Here is a 20,296-nt window from a genome sequence, read left to right on the forward strand (position 1 = left end):
ACATAGGTGATTGAAATAGCCGTGGATAGTATTTCTGCGGCTATTTTTTTTTGTTTTGGAATATATAGAGAATTTAGAATAGAGAATTTAGAATAGAGAATTTAGAATAGAGAATTGGGAATCGGGAATCCAATACTGGTGGTTCAGTAAGCCTGTACTCCAACATCATCAAAGTATGATAAAATTAATAAATGGTGTTTCATAGCTATCAGGTATACAGGATTTTTTACCTCTTGCCTGCTCCCTACTCCCTACTCCCTACTCCCTGTTCCCTTTGCTATAAAAAAATGCAACTAGAAGACTATTTTGACTTCCTCAGTGTGGACGATATTCGTATAAAAGGCACAAGAATAGGAATAGAAACTATTCTCTATGATTATATCCATCGTGCCCGCACTCCTGAAGAAATTGCCGAAACCTATCCATCCCTAAATCTAGAACAGGTTTATGCTACTATTCTTTATTATCTACACAATAAAGAAATGGTCAGCCAATATGTTGCTGACTGGTTAGAGTGGAGTCACCAGCAACTGAAAGCACAGCAAATAAACCCCTCGACCTCTGCCCTGCGATTGCGGAAGTTGAGAGCAGAACGAAAAGTAATCAAAAAAGCTGATGACTCTCAACTATCTATTGGATGAAAATGTCAATCCTGCTTACAAAATCCAATTGACCCGGAATTCTCCTGATTTGGTGATGTGGATTGTTGGTGAACCGAATACTCCTGCAAGAGGAACGTTAGACCCCCAAATTCTGAAATGGTGTGACGAGTATGGTTTTGTGCTGGTAACAAATAATCGTAAATCTATGCCTACCCATTTAGCTGATTATATTGCAGAAGGGAATCACATACCAGGAATCTTTATTCTCAACACCAAGTTAAGTATGGGAGAAAATATTGATGAGCTGGTTTTTCTAGCTGAGGCATCTTTTGAAAACGAATATCAAGACCAAATTATTTATCTTCCACACAGTTATAGCGTTTAGCAAAGGTCTTTCGCCGATTGAGAAAGCTTATCTGGATATAGACTCCACCAAATCAAAGCGCAAGTATCGAGAACAATTTTAACACTTCTCCCCATTCTTCTATTGTAGGAGTTGTTAAATCCTCAAAATACTTGACTTTACCGCGCATTTTTCCAAATAACTGTTCTGTTGAGGATAAATTACCGTATTTAGAAATTATCACCACTGGTTTGCCCCGATCAGTGACTACAATTTCTTCCCCTTCTGACTCTACAAGCTGCAATAACTCCAGCAGTTTGCTTTTCAGTATACTTTTTGAAATTGTTTTCATTATGAAACTAGTAACGGAGTTAGGTAACACTAAAATTATATCACATTTACATGGTTTTTCATAGCTATCAGCTACACAGGATTTTTTACCTCTTCCCTGTTCCCTATTCCCTGTTCCCTGTTCCCTAAAAAACCATAAATATGTACCTGGACAAAAATAAACCTCACTTCTTGATGCAAAGCGCGAGTGGGGGAAACCCCCTGTTCCGAAGCTGCATCGCTGTATTAACTTGTGTAAAGTTGCCAAAAATCGGTCTGCTCCCTGCTCCGAACGCGGGGCGCGTTCGGAGCAGGGACTTCGGAACAGGGAAGAGCGAAAAAATAGTGCTTACCTGATTAGACTAGAAACAGCTATAGTGCTAATATAAGCATTTGTTGCCTACTCCCTACTCCCTACTCCCTACTCCCTACTCCCTGTTTTCTTTGCTATATAAATGACAAACTACGAAATCGAAACCCAAGAATGGTGGGTAGAACGTTGGAATGACTTACTCAATTCCTATCGCTTCAAAAAGCGTTTGGAACGGGGACGTATCTATGCCAAAGAAGGCAATATTCTCAGTATTGACTTTCTAGGACCACAAGTAGTCGCCAAAGTTCAAGGAACTGCTCCGGAGCCCTATGAATTAACCATTTCCATCGAACCCTTTACCGAGGAAGACTGGAATTATGTGGTGCAAACCCTAGCAAGTAAAGCAATTTACTCAGCTCAGTTATTAGCAGGAGAAATGCCCCATAATATCGAAGAAGTCTTTACTGCCAATGGTTTAAGTTTATTTCCCTTCACCCTCTCCGACGTTCGTTCCCAGTGCAATTGCCCCGATCCCAAAAATCCTTGTAAGCATATCGCAGCAGTATACTATGAATTAGGCGATCGCTTCAGCGAAGACCCCTTTGTTTTGTTCCAGTTGCGGGGAAGCACCAAAGAACAAATCCTTGATGCCTTGCGTAAATTACGGAGTGGTCAAACAGAGGAAACTTCCGCCACAGAGCAGCCATCCTCAATCCCAAATCTCACGTCTGCTGATCAAAACCCTGATCAAAACACAGAAGAAGGGGAATCAGCCATCGGCGATCCTGAAACCTCAGTCAATATTCAGCAATTTTGGCAATACGATCAGCCCCTCGATTCTTCCCTCGTGGTAATTGCACCACCAACAGATAGTGGAACCGTCCTCGATGTCTTAGGAACAATTCCTCTAGGAGCAGCTGACCCTCGTGTGATGCAGTATCTCAAAGGAATTTATCAGATAGTCAGCCAGCAGGCGGTAATTTCAGCATTAAATCGAGATAGTTAATAGGGTAATAATTTAGTTCCTGTTGGAACTAATGTGCCTATTTAAGCTATCAGCTATCAGCTATCAGCTATCAGCTATCAGCTATCAGCGTTCAGCATATGCTTATGATGCGCTTTTCCCCAGACTTTTAATTCTGTAAAATCTCGAACTATTAAATTATCCCAAATGAAGTTTATTTGAAGCATTCGGCTGACCACTGACCACTGACCACTGACCACTGACCACTGACCACTGACCGCTGACCGCTTAATGCTAACAAGACTTCTGAGCCACCCCCTTATACATATAGCCCATAATCTTAGGAAATTTTGGTTCATAAAACTCTTCTAATGTCAGAATCTGGAAATGGTTTTCAACCAGCTGCTTGATATTACGATTTAGATGACAGCCATCCGCAATAATCTTTTGTACAGGAGTCAAGCGATTTTGCCAAACCTGAACCTTAGACTCATCACTCATGCCATGCTCAATAAAAAAGAACTTTCCCCCTGGTTTTAGCACCCGATAAATTTCCTGTATAGCCTGATTAACCTTAGTAATACTGCACAATGTCCAGGTGCTAACTACACTATCAAAGCTATGGTCAGCCATCGGTAAATTTTCCCCATTCAGTACCCGAAAATCAACATTAATTTCCGATTCATCAATACGTTTTTTTGCTACGGAATCCATCCCAGGATTAACATCAATAGTTGTAAGTTTTTGCAGGTGCTTGGGGTAATAACTTAAATTTAATCCTGTGCCAAAGCCAATTTCAAATACTTGCCCAGACACCTGAGATAAAACCTCTTGACGATACTTGGTTAAGACCGGGTCAGACATAACCCAGTCCAGAAATCGGGGAAAAATTAACTCTGAATATAAACTCATGCTCCAATTACCTTGGGATAACCTTGAATTGGCACTCATGATCAATTATATATATAGAGAGCAATTCTTAATTAGGTGAGGGACAAAATCCTGGGTTAATGGGAGTAGGGAGTAGGGAGTAGGGAGTAGGGAGTAGGGAGTAGGGAATAGGGAATAGGGAATAATGAAAAAATTATGTGTACCTTATTACTATGAGAAACCCTATATAAATTATAGTAGTAAACATAAATATGAGCGTGCAGGCTACCGGGTGAAGTATGACAACTATATTTGATTGGATTAATCAATTCCGAAATGCTTGGGGTGACAACTTCCAGGCAGTGGGTGATTTGGTTCTTTACGCCTGGATGATAAGTTTTGTCAATTTAGTCTTATGCGGGGGAGCACTCAACGAAAAATTTGGTATCCAACCCCGCACCTGGCTCGGGCTAGTTGGTATTTTGTTTTCACCCTTCTTGCACAAAGACTGGAAACACTTAATCGGAAACACTATTCCGTTTGCGATCCTTGGCTGTTGGGTATTGTTACGAGGAACCGATGATTTCTGGGTCGTGACCTTGGCGATAGTCTTGATTGGTGGTTTGGCTGAATGGCTAGTTGGTTCACCTAACACTGTCTCTTATGGCGCAAGCGGTGTAGTTTTTGGGTATGTAGCTTTTCTGATCGCACAGGGGTATTTAGAAGGTAAGCCCCTGTTAGTCATAGGTTCTAGCGCTATCGGTGGTCTCTATGGTTTTACACTCAGAGGTTTATTTCCTGGTGAAACAGGGATCTCCTGGCAAGGACATTTATTTGGCTTCCTGGCAGGTATGCTTGCAGCCAGCTATCTGGACACGTTTCGGAATATGTTTCTTTGACACTCCCCGTCCTTGAAGGACGGGGATTCTTTCTTCATAGGGGTTCCAACGAACTTACCCTCGGAAAGTTTACACCGTCTGCCCGGCGGTGTTTGAAGAGAGAATTTTTAAATTCTGCCCATCATCAATTTACCCAGTTTTGAGCCTTACTGGTCAAATGGTCTGGCTCCTGGCCGTAGGTCCGGTAAAAAAAATCCCCGCTAGCGGCCAGACTAACGGGGTGTGCTTTTCTCTTTGTGTTCTCAATTATTATTATTGGCTAATCATGTATGATTTGGTGTTGGCCTAATGTCAATTTTTGGTGTGATTTCATATAAATTTTTATAAACTTGCTTGTTTTGGTCGATCTAGTCAATCTGAGCATCAAGTGATCTAAGCGCAAAAAACTCCACTAGCCTGATACTAGTGGAGGCAGGGTGTGTTATTCGTCAACTTCATTGTAGATATGCGATGTTTGTGATCTGGTTTGCTGAATGTATGGTTTTGTATTTGATTTAGGTTGTTGCTCAGCAGAATCTGGAGTATAGTTTTTAATCAAATTTTAATATAATAGCATAAAAATTGTGGCTGTCAAGGGCAAAAAATCTGGACGATCAGTAATTTATGGTAATATTTGCCTAAACTTGACTATAATTACCTATGATACAACTAGCCTTTTGTGCAGCGCTTTCTGGCTATGGATAACAGAAAAGCCAACTTAAAAGACTACAGATATGTAAGGGACAAAAAAAATACCGAAAAGTCCAGAAGTGTAGCGCTTAAAACCTTCACAATTTATGAAATCATGACTCTTGGATAACGTTGGTTATGTGTAAATTAGGTTATTTAGACTGGTGAACACCAGGATTATAGCAGTCGCCAGGGCAGGCGCGGACATTACAAAAGTCTCAAACCTAAGTAAGCGCAAGAGTTTGACTTCTGACTTCTGACTTCTGACTTCTGACTTCTGACTTCTGCTATAGATCGTCATTCCCCATTACCGATTACCCATTCCCGGTAGCAAAAACCGTAACTAAAGGAACCGAATTATCCTGTAATGGTCATATTAGAACAGGGTATTAGCAACGGAGACGATCAAATGAACCATCAAATGCTTAGTCGTATAGCCACTGTTATGGCAGTCAGCATCCTGCTTACAGGTATATTGGGGTGTGTGTCGGAAAAAACCAATGCCCTTGACCCTATGCCTAACTCCGAACCAAGGAAAGAATCAATTTCAGCTGACCAGCAACCAACTCTAGACGTAGATACCAATCTTGTAGACGCTAATACTAAATTTGGCTTCAAGCTATTCTCAGAAATTCTCAAGCAGGACACTAACAAGAATATTTTTGTCTCTCCCACCAGCATCGCCATTGCCCTAGACATGGCTTACAACGGTGCCAGCGGCGAGACTCAAGAGGCGATGGCAAAAGTCCTAGAATTAGAGGGATTAAGTCTAGATCAACTCAACCAGGGAAATAACGCCTTAAAGGCTAGCTTGGAAAATGCTGACCCTGATGTTCAGCTGTCCATTGCCAACTCCCTGTGGGCTAACCAAGGCATTGACATCAACCCCAAATTTATTAAAAACAACCAGAAATTCTACGAAGCAGAGGTCACAGAACTTGATTTTAGTAGTGCCAAGGCTGCCAAAAAAATTAACCGTTGGGTCAAAAATAACACAAACGGCAAAATTAAAACGATTGTCGAACGCACTCAAGCGGATGATTTACTCTTCTTAATCAATGCCATCTATTTCAAAGGCAGCTGGACCAGAGAATTCGATAAAAGTCAAACGTCTGATCAAGCTTTTTATATCTCTGATTCAAACCAAAAGCAACACCCAATGATGTATCAGTATGGGAAGTATAAGTACTATGAAAATGATGCCTTTCAAGCTGTAAGTATTCCCTACGGTAAAGAACGGCTGAGTTTGTATGTTTTCTTACCCCGTGAAGGGAGCAGCTTGGCAGAATTTCAACAACAACTCACAGCGGAAAACTGGCTACAATGGATGAAAGAGTTTAGGTCTCGGGATGGGTCAATTCGGCTACCCCGCTTTAAATTTGAATACGATATTAAACTCAACGATTCCCTAAAAGCTTTGGGGATGGATGTAGCGTTTACCGATAAGGCGGATTTTTCTAATCTGACCTCTGAATCAGCAGCGATTAGTCAAGTCAAGCACAAAACCTTTGTAGAAGTTAATGAAGAAGGCACAGAAGCAGCGGCTGCTACTTCTATCGGTATTGTTACTACTTCCATTAGTATAGATCAACCATTCAATCTAGTGGTTAACCGTCCTTTTTTCTGTACTGTTCGGGACAATAAAACTGGAGCAATTTTGTTCATGGGTTCGATTGTGGAACCGTAAGCTATTAGCTATTGAATTAGTGTGAAGGTTGAAAGTTAAAGGTTGAAAGTTAAAGGGTAAGCATGCAGCTATCAGCGAACAGCGTAGCGTCATCGGTGCTTTTGAATAAAATAAGCTGACCGCTGACCGCTGACCGCTGACTGCACCTCAAGTAGCTTGCGTGGCACAGGCTTCTAGCCTGTGAGGTAGCGCATATGCTTACGTTAAAGCTTCAAAAGATAACCTTTAACCTGGTAACCTAGTTAACCTTAGGCAGGTAGCTTGAATAGAATTGCATCCCAAATAAAGTATCCCTCACGTCCATATAATAGTGACGAGGGATCAGCAACACTCTGCTGACCAGAAGGACTTACTTTCTTAATTTCTGGATAATCGTTGTCCCACAACACTTTCCACTGACCAGAAACATCCAGTTCCTGCATTCCTAAATTTAATCCATAAGCGATCAGTTCTTGTTGGTTATTGTGCTCGAAGTTGATCGCATACAAGTTAGACTCGGAGGATCCTTTCACCACCGGTACCACCCCTGCTGGCTGATAGGGACCGTTGATCTGTGGCGAGACAAAATGGTACAGGCTGGAGTCAGTAATCGAGGCAGCGTCATCACCAAGTTGCTCAAGCCAACGGGGATCCACATGTTGCTTCATCACAGAGAAGAACATGTGCCACATTCCTCCTTTATAGTAAACGTGGCTTCGTTCACACTCGTAAAAGAGACCTTGCTCACCTTCATCGGTCATGAAATGAGGAAACAGGGCTGGTGGCAAGAGTGTATAGGGTCCTTCGAGTTGATCTGCTACTGCTAGACCAATACAGCCTTTCTTGGGTTGGGAATTTGTCTTGGCAGCAGCAGATAGAAACATCCAATACTTGCCTTCGTGAAAGATGGGGAAAGGATCCCGCAACTGGCGGTGACGTTGGTCTGGCATCAATGGATGGTCGGAGTAATCGTAGTATTTCTCCCAATCAAGAAATTCGATCAGTTGGGGAGCTTGCCAATCAATCTCGTGATTATCCCTAATGATTCCCTTACAGAAGCCAATATACTCATGAAGCAAATTAGGACGGTCTGGAGATCCACCGTAAAAGAAATACAGGGAATTTTCGTTTACCAACCGTAAGCTTCCTGCTAGAAGGCGAGAGCTTCGCCAGTAGTCATCCCGGTCTGGCTGAAACACAGGACCTAAGTGCTTAATTACAGACAAATCTTCACTAAGAATAGCCCCACCCATTTCCCCTCTCTGCCAAGGCACTCCCTCTAAATCCTTTCCTCCTTGAAGGTAAAGCAGGAGATATTTTGAGAGAGCTGTTTTACTTGGAGCAGGTTGATGAGGCGTTGTCTGGATGCTGATATCATGGTTGAACAGTTGCTCTAAGGTCGCAGCGTCGCTCCTGCCGTGATCGAGTTGTTGTATCATCAGCTTCTGCTTAAGATATTTTTAGTTTTGTTAAGGAAATATTACTTTATTAAATCAATCTATTATTTTTTTGACAAGGGGATCCATCAAATTGCAGGGATATGGGGCACAATCTCAGTATAAATACTGAGAATTTCCCAAGGATTTGGGATCGCCAAATCTGCTCCACATATAATACTTAATGCTACATTAAGATTACGCGATCTAGGCTCTTATCGGTAGGCTTGCTAATGGTAAGCATCAAGGTATAGGCTGAGATCTTATCTAGAGGCTGCAAGCCTTAGAACCCTAAAATTAGGGTTTGGCTTCGAGTTTGGCTTCGAGTTTGGCTTCGAGTTTGGCTTCGAGTTTGGCTTCGGGTTTTCCTTTCAGCTGCGTAAGTCCTAGTGTAAGCATTCAGCGGTCAGTGGTCAGTGGTCAGTGGTCAGCGGTCAGCGGTCAGCTAACTTAACAGAAATTAAAGCAATGCTTACCTGTTTTATTAAAAAGCTGAGAGCTGAGAACTGAGAGCTGAGAGCTGAGAGCTGATAGCTAAATGCTTACATCCTAGTAATCTCACCTTAGTTAAATCTTCGTCTATGTCTTCACAAGTTAAAGATTTGATTTTGATCGCAATCAATCAGCAATTTGGCTAGTGACATTTTCCCAACACTATTTGTTATCTTGGAATAAGTTTGGTAGTGATAGGTAAAAAAGCGAGTACAGACCTCGCTTAAATGGTATAGCCTTAACCTATTCTGAATCAATATTAGGAATTACGTAGTAACTCTCTGATTATCTGATTAGAGGGTAATTTAGCAATTAAAACACTATGCTTTACTATGCTTTGAGCGGTCAACAGTGATGGTATTTGCTGATAGCTAAATCAAACTCAAACTTTATGCCCGTCCAAAGTATAGATATAGTTTTCACTCCTATCAGTACGTAATTCCTCACTAGTTTAATGTATTCAGGAAAAAAAATTGGCTTGGATACATAGACTATTGTTTAATCATTAGGCGTTGCTTCTATAAATTACACAATAATTAGTTAGATAGGATTTAATTAAGCGGTAAGGAATTTTACTTACCTTACCCTACTACCGAATTATTACTTTATACTCTCTAGTTGACGCCTTAGTAAAGAGGCTAACTGTTCTAGGGAGTTAGTCACAGTTATTCACTAACTAATACTCTTACACAAAAGCAGGTAACTCATGCTTCCTAATCACAGTTTACAAATCCCAGATAAATGGATCTGGGACTTCTGGCTAGCTCAAGATATTTCCGACTATCACTTATTTTACTTGCAAGCTTCTAAGGATTTACCGGATCCAGAAGACCGACATTGGCATGTTTCATTTGGTCACGCTGTTTCTCAGGATTTACGGCACTGGGAGATTCTACCAGATGCTATGAAGCCTGAAGCTTATGGTGACGTGGATGAGTACACTAATTGGACTGGCTGCGTAATTCGTCATGATGGCCTGTGGTATCTCCCATACACCAGCACTGATCGCAAAGAGCAAGGAAAAATCCAACGCATCAGCCTTGCGACCTCCAAAGATTTAATCCACTGGGAAAAACATCCGAAAAACCCGGTGATCGAGGCTGATAGTCGCTACTACGAGAAGTATGATCTCGAGCACCCTGAGAAAAACCTTTGGTTCGATGAAGCCTGGCGCGATCCTTGGGTGTTTCAGGATCCAGAAACAGGGGAATTTCATGCTTTAATTACTGGTCGGGTTAACTATGGTCCTGCTGAAAGTCGGGGCGTGATTGCTCATGCCACTTCACAAAACCTGATTGATTGGCAAGTATTACCACCATTAACTGAGCCTATGACGTTCGGGACTATGGAATGTCCGCAAGTGGTTCTTATCAAGGGGCGCTACTATCTGCTCTTCTCGATCCCCCCAGGAGAGTTTGTTGATAGTAACCTCACGGGAACGTTCTACATGGTTGCTGATAATCCTTTAGGACCATTTTCTGCTCCAAGGGCGCTCTGGGCTGATTCAGTGAAGCGGCTCTATTCCGGGAAACTGGTACAAGGTCCTGATCAGATCTGGTACTTTATGTCATGGCGTAATTTCGCTCTAGACGGGAGCTTTCTCGGCGATATCAGCGAACCTCTGCCGATCACAGTTGATGAGGAGGGCAATTTGATAGTGCTTGAACCAGCAATGGTTCATTAGACGTCTTCGGGAATTCAGCAATAGGCAATCGGAAACGAGGAAGAGGAATGATAGGGGTTCTCAGTTTGATGAGGTACATACTAAATTTATTCCCTCTCCTCTGTCGGTTCTCACTTCCATAGACGAAATGCTTAAGGGGGCACGGCCTGTGCCCCTAAAATTAATATGGTCAGTAACCAATTACCAATTACCGATTACCCATTACCCATTACCGATTACCAGAATGACTTTGCCTAACTGGATTACCTTTTCTCGCTTACTGGGGTTGCCCTTTATCCTATACTTCCTGAATCACCCAACTGACCAAAGCCGCTGGATCGGTTTCGGGATCTTTCTCCTTGCTGCTGGAACGGATTGGTTAGATGGTTATCTAGCTCGTAAACTGAACCAAATTACTGATTTAGGCAAATTCCTTGACCCATTAGTCGATAAATTTTTGGTACTCGCGCCCCTACTAGCATTAATTGAGCTAGGTCAGGTCCCCGCTTGGGGAGTCTGTTTGATTTTGGCACGGGAGTTAACGATCGCAGGTTGGCGAGTTAACCCCAAGTTATCCGGTAGCACTAGCATACAGGGAGCCAATATCTGGGGTAAACTCAAAACCGTCAGTCAAATTAGTGCGATCGCACTTTTAATTGCTCCAACTCCCGACACCTGGATCATCCCATCCCTAGTCCTTTTCTGGCTATCGGTGGTCCTAACCTTAATCTCTGGTTTAGTTTACCTGTTACCTGCTAATATCTGGTCATCAACGGCAAAATCCACGTCAGCTTGATCCCGACCTGAAGCGAGATAATCATTCTCGAAGGAATCCTTCAGTCCGGAAAGCAAATCATACTCCGGTTGCCAGTTAAGTTCCGTCTTAGCCTTATGGATATCAGCAAAAAAGTGCTGTAATCGAAATGGGAAAGCCTTGCGCTTACCAAAATCAAACTGCTTCGGGTCATAATGCACGAGCTTGACCTCTGAAGCCGACTTACCACAGGCCATAGCACAGGTTCGTGCTAAACCATCAAAGGTGACATAGCGTTCCCCGGACACATTGTAAATTTTACCAATCGCTTCCTTATTCCCCAATACTGCTGCCATTGCCCTCGCCAAGTCCTGACAATGACCTAACTGAGTAATGTGCATGCCATTACCAGGGATGGGAATAGTGCGATCGCGAACAATCCGGTCAAAAAACCAAGCCTCCACATCATTATAATTTTGGGGACCATAGATATAAGTTGGACGAATCCCTGTAAACGGCACCCCAAGTTCTTGTAGGTAAGCCTCAGTATGATGTTTACCCTTGTGGCGAGAATTGGGATCAACTGGATCTCCTTCGAGATGGGGTAACTGATCTGACTTCAAGTACACTCCAGCCGAACTCATATACACAAAATGCTGCACCTGGTCTTTAAAAATTTCCACTAACGGTTGAGTATCACTCAACTCCCGACCATTATTATCGAAAATTCCATCAAACTCTTGAGACGATAACATTTCCTTGAGCTGATTGGGATCCTTGCGATCGCCATGAATCTGTTGGACTCCTGGCAGTGGCGCTGGCTTATTACCCCGATTGAACAGCACCACTTCATGACCCATCTCCACCAAAACCTTGGTTAAATAAACCCCAACAAACCGGGTACCACCCATGATTAAAATTCGCATGGTCACTAATTACTAAAAACTTTGATTCACTGATTTATTAATTACCTCTGGGCGGACTTTGTGCCTTCGTGGTTCTAAACCAAACCACCCATAGCATGGTCAGGACTTGGGCACTTACTCTACTAGTAGGGGCACCCTACTACCTAAGGGGGTTTGGTGCCCAGTTTTGGGTAAGTCCTGATACCTTAAAGTCGCAACTGAGTCACAGCAATATTACCCGAAAAACACACATCTACATCAGTACCAGGAGCGCGATCGCGTTTGTCATACTCCCCCTCATAATAGTAGTGATCCCCCTCCACACGATACTTTGTCGGTAACGGTTGAGTACTCGGTTCACAAAATACCACCTCTGGCTCAGGTGACCCCGGTTCCAAGTGAGGTAAATTCACATTCCAGTAAGTACCAGCAGCAATCGGACGATTCAACAAATCCGCCAACACCCTAGCTGTCCAACGACTCGCCACCTCCCAATTAATCACCCAAGGTTTTTTAATCCAGTGGGAAATCGCAATACCTGGTATTCCCTGTATCGCCGCTTCTCTAACCGCCGCCACTGTACCAGAAATGTAGACATCAACCCCCAAGTTACCGCCAGCATTAATACCTGACAGAACCCACTTTACCTCTGGTATAATATGTGATATTGCAAGGCGAGTACAATCCGCTGGGGTACTAGAGACTGCATACTCATAGTCTGACCGACGTTGGACGTGAATCGGTTTATATGTAGTCACCTGATGGCCACAGCCTGAATGATGCTCCTTCGGAGCGATAATTACAAAATTACCGTTACCGTTGACCGCTTGCTCTAGTGCTTTAATTCCGGGAGCATCTATCCCATCGTCGTTCGTTAGGATTATAGTCATTAGTTTAGTCGTTAGTGGTTAATCATTAACAGCTGAGTATGGGAAACGATCTAATCCAAGCCAAACTATCAAGGAATATCGAAACCGTATTAGAAACTTAAAACCAATCATCTCAAATTGCTTGAGCATTTGCACCCTTATACTTCCTTTGGGTATAAACTTAGCTTTTGGTTTAGCTATTGAACTTAAGCTCTGATCTCCGTACAGAAGAGCGAGCTAATAGCTGTTTACCCAGGAAAGTAGCCCGTAAGCTGACCGCTCAATGGGTATAGCTGCCCATGATCAGCCATCTGACAACCTCAGCTCAAAATCTTTCAAGCAACTGTTATGGCAAGTCAGGGATACATCTACAACTTTCAACCTATTGGCAAACCAGGATTATGACTCAAAATAGCAAAAATCAGCCATCTACCCACTCTCAGCCAACTGTTAATTTTACCGAAGAAGAGCTGCAAGATATCTTACGCTATGCTAACGAACACGGTATTAATCCTTTTAGACTAGTCAAAGCCATTGCCCAAAATCGGAAACAGAGAATTGCCCAAGCTCACAATAGGCAGATTCGAACCAGGGAAACTGTTTGTCAATAGAGCCGCAGTTATTAAACTCAAGGCGCTGACTTTATTCGCCGTCAGCTTCTTTAACAAGAAGTGGTGGAGGGCATTACCATGCTACTCTATCCATAGTTAGTAAGAGTAAGCCAAGACACAATTTTTTATCCTTATATCTTCTCTAAGAGAAGATATAAGGATATATTGAAAGAGTAATGGTAAGGTCGATACCATTATAAAAACAAAAACTAAGAAATAATTGACGACTATTAAATCCCTGAGAACTGGTGTTTGTAATTTAGATTATGATCTACAAGTTCAAAAAATCCGGTTAGTCAGGATTTAAAAATACAGTAAGTTCCTCAAAACTTTGGCCATTTTAGTTAATTTTAAATTAAAACTACCCTTTATTTTAAATTTGAATTAACGGGTTAACATCCTTGAAAAAAAGGATTAAACGGCAAAAAGTACGTTAAAACCTGGATAGAAAAAAAAAAGTAACCGTTATACCAGGGCTATTTCATTATGGTCTGAGATGGGCTGGTGCTAATAGAGATGCAATTCCCAATTGAACCTGGGGTTAAAACAACGGGAATAGCTAGTGTTAAATGTAGTCAATTTTTTTGGGTCGCAGAATTAACTGATAGAGGGTTTTAGATTCGGGATGCTCTAACTACCTTCTGGTAGTGAATAGGTTCATACTCTAGGAAAAAAAGACTCTCCTAGTACAATCAAAGCTACAATCAAAGATTTAAGTTCCCATCTAAAAGATTTAAGTTCCCATCTAATTTTCACGCATCAGTACCAACAAAGGGGTTCAGGCACTAAACTATTAAATTTAAATGGGCGACAGGTTAGTAGGGGAGGGTGGAATTAAATTATCTACGTAACTGGTGAACGATAACACTCAACAGTCCACAGCTGACAGTATTATCAGTCTTCACCTTTATTTACTTGTTGGTTCATTAGAGTTGGTTCATTAGAATGTGGTTAACCACTATCACTTCACTGCTAGGCTAGGAAGTGTCCAAGCAGTCCCAGATCGTCACTACTGCGTATCATTACCTTCAATCTCAGCTTAAAGAACCCTAATGCAGACTACAGCTTATAGTGAGCTTTTCCCACTATTTAATACAGCTAGCCCAGAAACCTTAGAATGGTTTGAATCCATTGCGGTGGAGCATGAGTACCCGACCGACCGAGCTATCATCATGGAGGATGCTTGGGGTAATGCTGTTTACTTTATTGTCTCCGGCTGGGTTAAAGTGCGACACTTACGCGGTGAAAACGATGTCACACTGGCAATTTTGGGTCGGGGTGACTTTTTTGGTGAAATGGCAATTCTTGATGAATCTCCCCGCTCCACCGATATCGTTGCCATGTCGAACGTGCGACTACTGACCATTTCTGCGCAACGCTTTATTCAAACTCTCTTTAAAGATCCCCAGTTGCACCATCGCATGTTACAACTGATGGTGCGGCGGTTACGTCAGAGCAATGTTCGGTTGCAAAATCGCTATCAGCCTCCAGCGGTTAATTTAGTCAATACTCTAGTTGGTCTGGCAGACAATTACGGTGAAATCACTGAAAAAGGCACAGAAATATATAACATTTCCTATCAAGACTTAGCTGATATCACAGATATCAGTGTGGAGGATACTACCAAAATTATGGAAAAGCTGGAGAGTAAGGGCTGGATTAAGACTGACCCGGAGCAGCAGACTATGCGCTTGATGAATATCAAGCCGCTAACTCAGCTTGTCAGACGAAGTAGCTCATGAGGCAAGATTAGCTCTAGGTGCTACCTGCGCCATCAGGGAGGCGTGGGCCTTGGTTAGGAGATTTGGCTGAATTTACCAATATCGAGCTTGATAGATTACTTAATATAAGCTAATATTTCTTCATAAAGTTAAATAAAACTTAAATTAATTAACCTATCTACACCTGTATGGTAGAGACTTACTCTCGGAGCATGTAGATAGATTACGTCTAGCTTCTTCCCAAAAGCTAAAAACTTTCTGTAAGATAGCAGAATCAGTTTTTATTTGTGATAGATACACCATCTTAAGTTTTGTTAGCTCTCAATCAAGCTAATTTAGAAGATTTTTGGAGGACTATAATATGCGGATAGCTCAAGTTTCCCCCTTATGGGAGAGAGTTCCCCCACCAGGGTATGGTGGGATAGAACTAGTGGTTAGCCACCTCACTGATGAATTAGTTCGTCGCGGTCACGATGTCACTCTATTTGCCTCTGGAGATTCGATCACTAAGGCAAAACTAGACTCTGTGGCTCCTCAGGCTTTGCGCCTTGACCCCTCCGTAGAGGTACCGCTAATTTACGAGCTACTGCAATTGACTCAAATTTGCGAGGTCGCTGATCAGTTTGACTTAATTCACCTTCACTTAGGACCAATAGCCTTTTTGGTTATGGAAAGGATTAAGACCCCTGTGGTTTTTACCATGCATGGTCGCTTTGGCCCTAATATTAGCAAGATTTATGAGCGATACCGCCACATACCCCATATTAGCATCAGTAATCATCAGCGGTCATCCGGACCGGATATGAATTACATTGCCACCGTTTACAATGGTGTTCAGATTGACGATTATCCGTTCAATCCTGAAGCAGCTGACCCCCCCTACTTGGCATTTTTGGGTCGTTTGTCACAAGAGAAAGGACCTCATCATGCGATCAGAATTGCCCGTGAAACTGGGTGGCGGTTGAAAATGGCAGGCAAGGTTGATACAGTTGACCGGAAGTTCTTCGAAGAAGAAGTTGCTCCTCAAATTGACGGTGAACAAATTCAATTCTTGGGTGAAGTGACTCATGAACAGAAGGTGGAATTAATATCCAAAGCCAGCTTGACCCTATTTCCGATTACCTGGCCTGAACCTTTTGGTTTGGTGATGATTGAGTCGATGTGTGTTGGGACTCCAGTGATTGCCACGAGATTTGGCTCTGTACCGGAGGTGGTGGCCGACAAGAAAACTGGGATAATCTGTGCCACTCCTGAGGATATGAACGCTGCCATTCCAGAGGCTCTTAAACTCTCTCGCGAAGAATGCCGTAAGTATGTCGAAGAGTTCTTCAGTGTTCCCAAGATGGTTGATGGCTATGAAGCGGCTTATCAGAAACTGCTAGAACAGCATAGCTGAGTGTGTGTATACAAGGACTTGCCAGTTGACACTCAGCACTCGCTACTCGGTACTTAGGACTGTAACAAAAAAAATATGGCTGGGTGAATTAGACTTCACCCAGCCAATTTAGTTCCAAATATTTAGTCTCAAATACCCTAACAAGGAATTAAACGATTCCCTGCCAATTGTTTGTGGAGGTTGCTCCAGTGTATGCCTTCGAGACTGGGTAACACCAGGTGGGCTGCTCCAACTCGTTCAACCGGACCAAGTCCCACAGCCCACATACCAGCAGCTAGAGCGGCTTCGACACCAGATCCGGCATCTTCTACTACTACACAATAAGCGGGTTCCAATCCCAACTGCTGTGCTGCGTGCAAGAAGAGATCTGGTGCTGGCTTAGAGCGGGTCACACTGTAGCCATCAGAAATGGAATCAATGCGATCGCTAATACCCAATCGTTCCATAACTTCCTTGGCATTTTTGCTACCGGAGCCAATGGCAACTTTGATACCAGCTTCCTTGAGTTCAATCAGTAACTCTAGAGCTCCAGGTAGTAAGTCAGCCTTAGAGATGTTCTTGATCAATTCCAGATAGTACTTATTTTTGCGATCCATCATCTCTTGGAGTTGCTCTTCTGTGGCTGAGCGACCGTTCAAAAGTTCCATCAGGGACTCTCGACGTGAAAGACCCCGCAGTGCTTCGTTGGCCTCGCGATTAAAGGGAATACCCTCTTCATCAGCTAGTTTTTGCCAAGCTTGGTAATGATATTCTGCGGTATCAGTGATTACGCCATCTAAGTCAAAAATCACACCCTGGATTTGAGCTGGAGAGCCGGGGGGTCGAGAACTTGAGGAGATGGTAGCCCCAGATTGGGCTGTTTGAGTACTGGTTTCTGGATTTAGATCAAACTCGTACTTCTGTCCACGCCATTGCAGCTTAAACTTCAGACGTGTCCAGCCCGGTAGGAAGTGGGGAGTAGCAACCGGTCCGTTGTCTGTGAACTTGATCCCAGCACATCCAAAGATTATAGCTTGCCATAGACCACCACCGGAAGCAGCATGAATTCCTTCATGAGCGTTACGCCGCACATTTTCTAGGTCTACCATCGCTGCCCGCATAAAGTGTACATAAGCTTCCTCGGTCTTTCCTAATTCACAGGCGAGGATGGCGTGAACCGCAGGACCGAGGGACGAACCATAGGTGTGATCGGTGCGAGGAGAATAGTAGTCCCAACTTCGTTGCAAAATTTCCCGATATTTGTCTGGGTTAGAGGTTACGCCGTACTGCTCCCGCATCAGGTATAGCAACATCAAGACATCTGGCTGCTTGAGTACTTGCTTTTTAGTTGCTCCCTCAATGCCAAGGATAGCCTGCATGGAACGGGTACGTGGCTCGTAATCTTCCAGGTTGATGTCTTCAATTTGGAAGAACCCCTCACACTGTTCGATTAAGTTCCTTTCATGGTCATAGGGTATCCACATCCGACGGATAATTTCAGACCACAGACTAACTCGGCTTGGAGTTAGCTCCAGTGTTTCTTCCAGTTCTTTAGCTTTCTGTGGATGTTCCCGGCGTAACCAGTCTAGGACAAACTGAGCAGTCTCTAGGTGCCATTGAACCATGCGGTTGGTGAAGGCATTGTTGTCTACCCCTTCGTGGTATTCGTCCGGACCAATCACATCCCGGAGTTCATAGCGCTCCCGTTTACCATTCCACTCAACCCGAGTTCCCCAGAATACCGCTGTATCTAGGATAATTTCAGCACCGTAACGTACCACCCAGTCATCATCACCGGTAGCTTGCCAATATTTCCAGATACCATAGACTACATCAGTAGTGATGTGGAGTTCGCGATCGCCACACCAAATTCGGATTGGGTCTCCATCCTTCTCAGCGGAGAGAACCCAGCGAGGGGTTACTTCGTCACCGGTGTCAGCACTTTCCCAGGCGTAAACGGCTCCCGGATAGCCCTGAAGCTTAGCTTTACGCCTTGCCCCAGGTAAAGTATGGTAACGGTAGGTCAGCAAATTCCTGGCAATCTGGGGCTGAGTTAATATCATCAGGGGCAGCATAAAAATTTCTGTGTCCCAGAAAACGTGACCCCGATAGCCAAAACCAGAAAGGGTTTTAGCGGGAATATTCACCCGGTCATCATGACGGGGAGCACAAATGAACAGTTGGAACAAATTGTAGCGTATAGCAATCTGAGCGTTGAGGTCCCCTTCAATGACAACATCGCTATCTTGCCAAATCTTATCCCAAGCTGCCTCATGTCGAGAGAATAGGGTGAGATAATCCGGTTGGTTGACCAGGTGTTCCTGGGCTACCTTTTCTGGGGTTTCGGTGTCCCGGGATGTGAACACACTAATTACTTTATCCAGGGTCACCAGCTGTCCTGAGCGCACTTGTAAGGTAGTGGCTAAGGTGGGGTGACCTTCACAGCCCTTGAGCTGTATTTGGGCATCATCAACACCACTGACACTGACTCTCGAAGCCATACCCAGTTCGATTCCAGTATGACGGGTGCGAACGTGTAACCAGATACTGCCTTCGGATGTCTGGTTAGTTCCAGTTGAAATCTGACCCTGTTTCAACCATTCCCAGTGGAGCACCCCTTGGTTATCTGGGTAACCATTGATGCTGGCTTGAATTTCGATTGCCCCATCGAAATCCACCGGAGTGATTTGACAGCGAAGGGCTAACAGATGGTCATCAGCCATACTGGCAAAACGCTCGATATGGATATCGATAGTCTTACCACCAGGAGTACGCCAACGCACATCACGAGTTAGCTTGCCTCGATGCAGGTCAAGTTGACGTTCGTAGTGCAAGATCTCGCCTTGATCAAGACGAAAGCGTTCACCTTCTACAACTATCACTATAGGTAGCCAATCAGGACAATTAGCCAGTTCAGTATAGACAACTGGCACATCGTCGTAGACACCATTAATCAATGTCATTGGCCATGCAGCGTGATACCCTTCCTCAAAGCTACCTCGGGTACTGAGGTAACCATTGCCAATAGTAAAAACGGTTTCCTTGTAGTGCAATTGAGTCGGATCAAACTTGGTCTCAGTTACTGTCCAGTCGGTGTAGATGTGGTTAGAGCTAGATGGGGACGATACTTTGGCATCCATAGTTAGTCGTTAGTGTTGCTGTGGTGGGTGGTTCCTTGAGTGAGGTCAAACGCTTCCCTTCGCTTGTGGGGCAAACGGGTGTAGGCTTTAGGGAGTGGGAGATAGGGGTAATGGGGCTGTGAACAGAAGATGGCACAACGCCACCCTTGAAACTCGGATCACTAACACCAGATTTTCCCCATACCCCATACCCGACAATCTAAACCCCTGCTGTCAAGGGAAGGCTACTAGCAATTAATTGAAATAGTTATTGGCTCAGGCAGATTGCCCATAATTAGTGAATTCACTAATTTTTATGCGATTTCCGCATTAACTGACATATCAACAAATCTTTGGTTAGCTGTTGGTAGCCGACATGGAAGAATCAGTTGAGGTCAGTTAACGATAGGAAGCTTAATAACTAGTAATTTCTATAACGAGTAATTTCTAGAATCAGCCTCCATCGTTGCATTAGTTTTCTACAACTCCGATTAGGAGTAACGTTTGTCGGACTTAGTTCCGCTTCCGCGAACGGGAATGTTGTAAAGGCTGGTTGGGCTAGCAGCACATTTTTCCCTCACTTTAACTACTAGCGACAGGGCTACGAGCTGGCGGTCATTCGTAGGTGTCGTAACCATTACAACGAGCGGACTAATGTCCATTGCGGTGCATCTTAGCTAGCAAATTCCAGATTC

Annotated in this window: 17 protein-coding genes; 10 read left to right on the forward strand and 7 right to left on the reverse strand. The window is 43.5% G+C overall.

Features of this window, described 5'->3' with window-relative positions; translation table 11 throughout:
* Positions 1–287: 287 nt before the first annotated feature.
* On the forward strand, positions 288–641 hold the full coding sequence (locus F6K57_RS12005) for a DUF433 domain-containing protein (protein ID WP_293044716.1): 354 nt from the start codon (positions 288–290) through the stop codon (positions 639–641).
* Entirely contained in the window at positions 616–987 is a 372-nt protein-coding gene (locus F6K57_RS12010) for a DUF5615 family PIN-like protein (RefSeq protein ID WP_075902114.1), read from the forward strand. The genes F6K57_RS12005 and F6K57_RS12010 overlap by 26 nt, the downstream gene beginning before the upstream one ends.
* Before the next feature lie 52 nt (positions 988–1,039).
* Here F6K57_RS12010 and F6K57_RS12015 read toward each other — a convergent pair whose 3' ends face one another.
* Positions 1,040–1,543, reverse strand: coding sequence for a type II toxin-antitoxin system Phd/YefM family antitoxin (locus tag F6K57_RS12015; protein WP_293067778.1), 504 nt, complete (start codon positions 1,541–1,543; stop codon positions 1,040–1,042).
* Between the two features lie 187 nt (positions 1,544–1,730).
* Between F6K57_RS12015 and F6K57_RS12020 the strand changes: the two genes are divergently transcribed.
* Entirely contained in the window at positions 1,731–2,594 is an 864-nt protein-coding gene (locus tag F6K57_RS12020; protein ID WP_293067781.1) for an SWIM zinc finger family protein, read from the forward strand.
* Between the two features lie 252 nt (positions 2,595–2,846).
* On the opposite strand, the gene F6K57_RS12025 is transcribed toward F6K57_RS12020, so the two are convergent.
* Both F6K57_RS12025 and F6K57_RS12030 read right to left on the reverse strand, forming a co-directional pair.
* Positions 2,847–3,464, reverse strand: coding sequence for a class I SAM-dependent methyltransferase (locus F6K57_RS12025; RefSeq protein ID WP_293067784.1), 618 nt, complete (start codon positions 3,462–3,464; stop codon positions 2,847–2,849).
* 95 nt (positions 3,465–3,559) lie between these two features.
* On the reverse strand, positions 3,560–3,751 hold the full coding sequence (locus F6K57_RS12030) for a hypothetical protein (protein WP_293021157.1): 192 nt from the start codon (positions 3,749–3,751) through the stop codon (positions 3,560–3,562).
* Here F6K57_RS12030 and F6K57_RS12035 point away from each other — a divergent pair.
* Together F6K57_RS12035 and F6K57_RS12040 are read left to right on the forward strand one after the other, a co-directional pair.
* The gene (locus F6K57_RS12035) at positions 3,722–4,321 is read left to right on the forward strand and encodes a rhomboid family intramembrane serine protease (protein WP_293021159.1); all 600 of its coding nucleotides are present in this window, start codon (positions 3,722–3,724) and stop codon (positions 4,319–4,321) included. The genes F6K57_RS12030 and F6K57_RS12035 overlap by 30 nt on opposite strands.
* A gap of 1,078 nt (positions 4,322–5,399) precedes the next feature.
* On the forward strand, positions 5,400–6,677 hold the full coding sequence (locus F6K57_RS12040) for a serpin family protein (RefSeq protein ID WP_293067789.1): 1,278 nt from the start codon (positions 5,400–5,402) through the stop codon (positions 6,675–6,677).
* 248 nt (positions 6,678–6,925) lie between these two features.
* Here F6K57_RS12040 and F6K57_RS12045 read toward each other — a convergent pair whose 3' ends face one another.
* Positions 6,926–8,095 (reverse strand): glycoside hydrolase family 68 protein, encoded by a 1,170-nt coding sequence (locus tag F6K57_RS12045; protein ID WP_293021163.1) that lies wholly within the window; start codon positions 8,093–8,095, stop codon positions 6,926–6,928.
* A gap of 1,195 nt (positions 8,096–9,290) precedes the next feature.
* Between F6K57_RS12045 and F6K57_RS12050 the strand changes: the two genes are divergently transcribed.
* The gene (locus tag F6K57_RS12050) at positions 9,291–10,268 is read left to right on the forward strand and encodes a hypothetical protein (protein ID WP_293067793.1); all 978 of its coding nucleotides are present in this window, start codon (positions 9,291–9,293) and stop codon (positions 10,266–10,268) included.
* 223 nt (positions 10,269–10,491) lie between these two features.
* Positions 10,492–11,043 carry a CDP-diacylglycerol--glycerol-3-phosphate 3-phosphatidyltransferase gene (gene pgsA, locus F6K57_RS12055; protein WP_075906374.1) on the forward strand — a complete coding sequence of 184 codons (552 nt, stop codon included), beginning with the start codon at positions 10,492–10,494 and terminating at the stop codon, positions 11,041–11,043.
* Here the strand turns inward: pgsA and F6K57_RS12060 are convergent.
* On the reverse strand, positions 10,989–11,927 hold the full coding sequence (locus F6K57_RS12060) for an NAD-dependent epimerase/dehydratase family protein (RefSeq protein ID WP_293067795.1): 939 nt from the start codon (positions 11,925–11,927) through the stop codon (positions 10,989–10,991). The two genes, pgsA and F6K57_RS12060, sit on opposite strands and share 55 nt — an antisense overlap.
* A gap of 185 nt (positions 11,928–12,112) precedes the next feature.
* Positions 12,113–12,796, reverse strand: coding sequence for a 5'/3'-nucleotidase SurE (gene surE, locus F6K57_RS12065; protein WP_075902245.1), 684 nt, complete (start codon positions 12,794–12,796; stop codon positions 12,113–12,115).
* Positions 12,797–13,074: 278 nt separating this feature from the next.
* Here surE and F6K57_RS12070 point away from each other — a divergent pair, with 278 nt between their 5' ends.
* The 3 genes from F6K57_RS12070 (at position 13,075) to F6K57_RS12080 (ending at position 16,503) form a co-directional block, all read left to right on the forward strand.
* On the forward strand, positions 13,075–13,386 hold the full coding sequence (locus F6K57_RS12070; protein ID WP_075902243.1) for a hypothetical protein: 312 nt from the start codon (positions 13,075–13,077) through the stop codon (positions 13,384–13,386).
* Between the two features lie 1,052 nt (positions 13,387–14,438).
* Positions 14,439–15,128 (forward strand): Crp/Fnr family transcriptional regulator, encoded by a 690-nt coding sequence (locus F6K57_RS12075; protein WP_293026250.1) that lies wholly within the window; start codon positions 14,439–14,441, stop codon positions 15,126–15,128.
* Positions 15,129–15,468: 340 nt separating this feature from the next.
* Positions 15,469–16,503, forward strand: a complete 1,035-nt coding sequence (locus F6K57_RS12080) for a glycosyltransferase family 4 protein (RefSeq protein ID WP_293026252.1) — start codon at positions 15,469–15,471, stop codon at positions 16,501–16,503.
* A 137-nt stretch (positions 16,504–16,640) separates the two neighbouring features.
* On the opposite strand, the gene pgmB is transcribed toward F6K57_RS12080, so the two are convergent.
* A complete protein-coding gene (gene pgmB, locus F6K57_RS12085; protein ID WP_293067799.1) occupies positions 16,641–19,622 on the reverse strand; it encodes a beta-phosphoglucomutase in 2,982 nt (993 codons plus the stop codon).
* Positions 19,623–20,296: the final 674 nt, after the last annotated feature.

The sequence above is a fragment of the Moorena sp. SIO4A5 genome, from assembly GCF_010672005.1.
Taxonomy (GTDB): domain Bacteria; phylum Cyanobacteriota; class Cyanobacteriia; order Cyanobacteriales; family Coleofasciculaceae; genus Moorena.

Bases quoted from the DNA above. Each gene is read 5' to 3' on its own strand.
- F6K57_RS12035 (WP_293021159.1), top strand. From the start codon at position 3,722: ATGACAACTATATTTGATTGGATTAATCAATTCCGAAATGCTTGGGGT.
- F6K57_RS12060 (WP_293067795.1), bottom strand. From the start codon at position 11,927: ATGCGAATTTTAATCATGGGTGGTACCCGGTTTGTTGGGGTTTATTTA.
- F6K57_RS12010 (WP_075902114.1), top strand. From the start codon at position 616: ATGACTCTCAACTATCTATTGGATGAAAATGTCAATCCTGCTTACAAA.
- F6K57_RS12005 (WP_293044716.1), top strand. From the start codon at position 288: ATGCAACTAGAAGACTATTTTGACTTCCTCAGTGTGGACGATATTCGT.
- pgsA (WP_075906374.1), top strand. From the start codon at position 10,492: ATGACTTTGCCTAACTGGATTACCTTTTCTCGCTTACTGGGGTTGCCC.
- F6K57_RS12080 (WP_293026252.1), top strand. From the start codon at position 15,469: ATGCGGATAGCTCAAGTTTCCCCCTTATGGGAGAGAGTTCCCCCACCA.
- F6K57_RS12045 (WP_293021163.1), bottom strand. From the start codon at position 8,095: ATGATACAACAACTCGATCACGGCAGGAGCGACGCTGCGACCTTAGAG.
- F6K57_RS12070 (WP_075902243.1), top strand. From the start codon at position 13,075: ATGATCAGCCATCTGACAACCTCAGCTCAAAATCTTTCAAGCAACTGT.
- surE (WP_075902245.1), bottom strand. From the start codon at position 12,796: ATGACTATAATCCTAACGAACGACGATGGGATAGATGCTCCCGGAATT.
- F6K57_RS12025 (WP_293067784.1), bottom strand. From the start codon at position 3,464: ATGAGTTTATATTCAGAGTTAATTTTTCCCCGATTTCTGGACTGGGTT.
- F6K57_RS12020 (WP_293067781.1), top strand. From the start codon at position 1,731: ATGACAAACTACGAAATCGAAACCCAAGAATGGTGGGTAGAACGTTGG.
- pgmB (WP_293067799.1), bottom strand. From the start codon at position 19,622: ATGGATGCCAAAGTATCGTCCCCATCTAGCTCTAACCACATCTACACC.
- F6K57_RS12050 (WP_293067793.1), top strand. From the start codon at position 9,291: ATGCTTCCTAATCACAGTTTACAAATCCCAGATAAATGGATCTGGGAC.
- F6K57_RS12040 (WP_293067789.1), top strand. From the start codon at position 5,400: ATGAACCATCAAATGCTTAGTCGTATAGCCACTGTTATGGCAGTCAGC.
- F6K57_RS12075 (WP_293026250.1), top strand. From the start codon at position 14,439: ATGCAGACTACAGCTTATAGTGAGCTTTTCCCACTATTTAATACAGCT.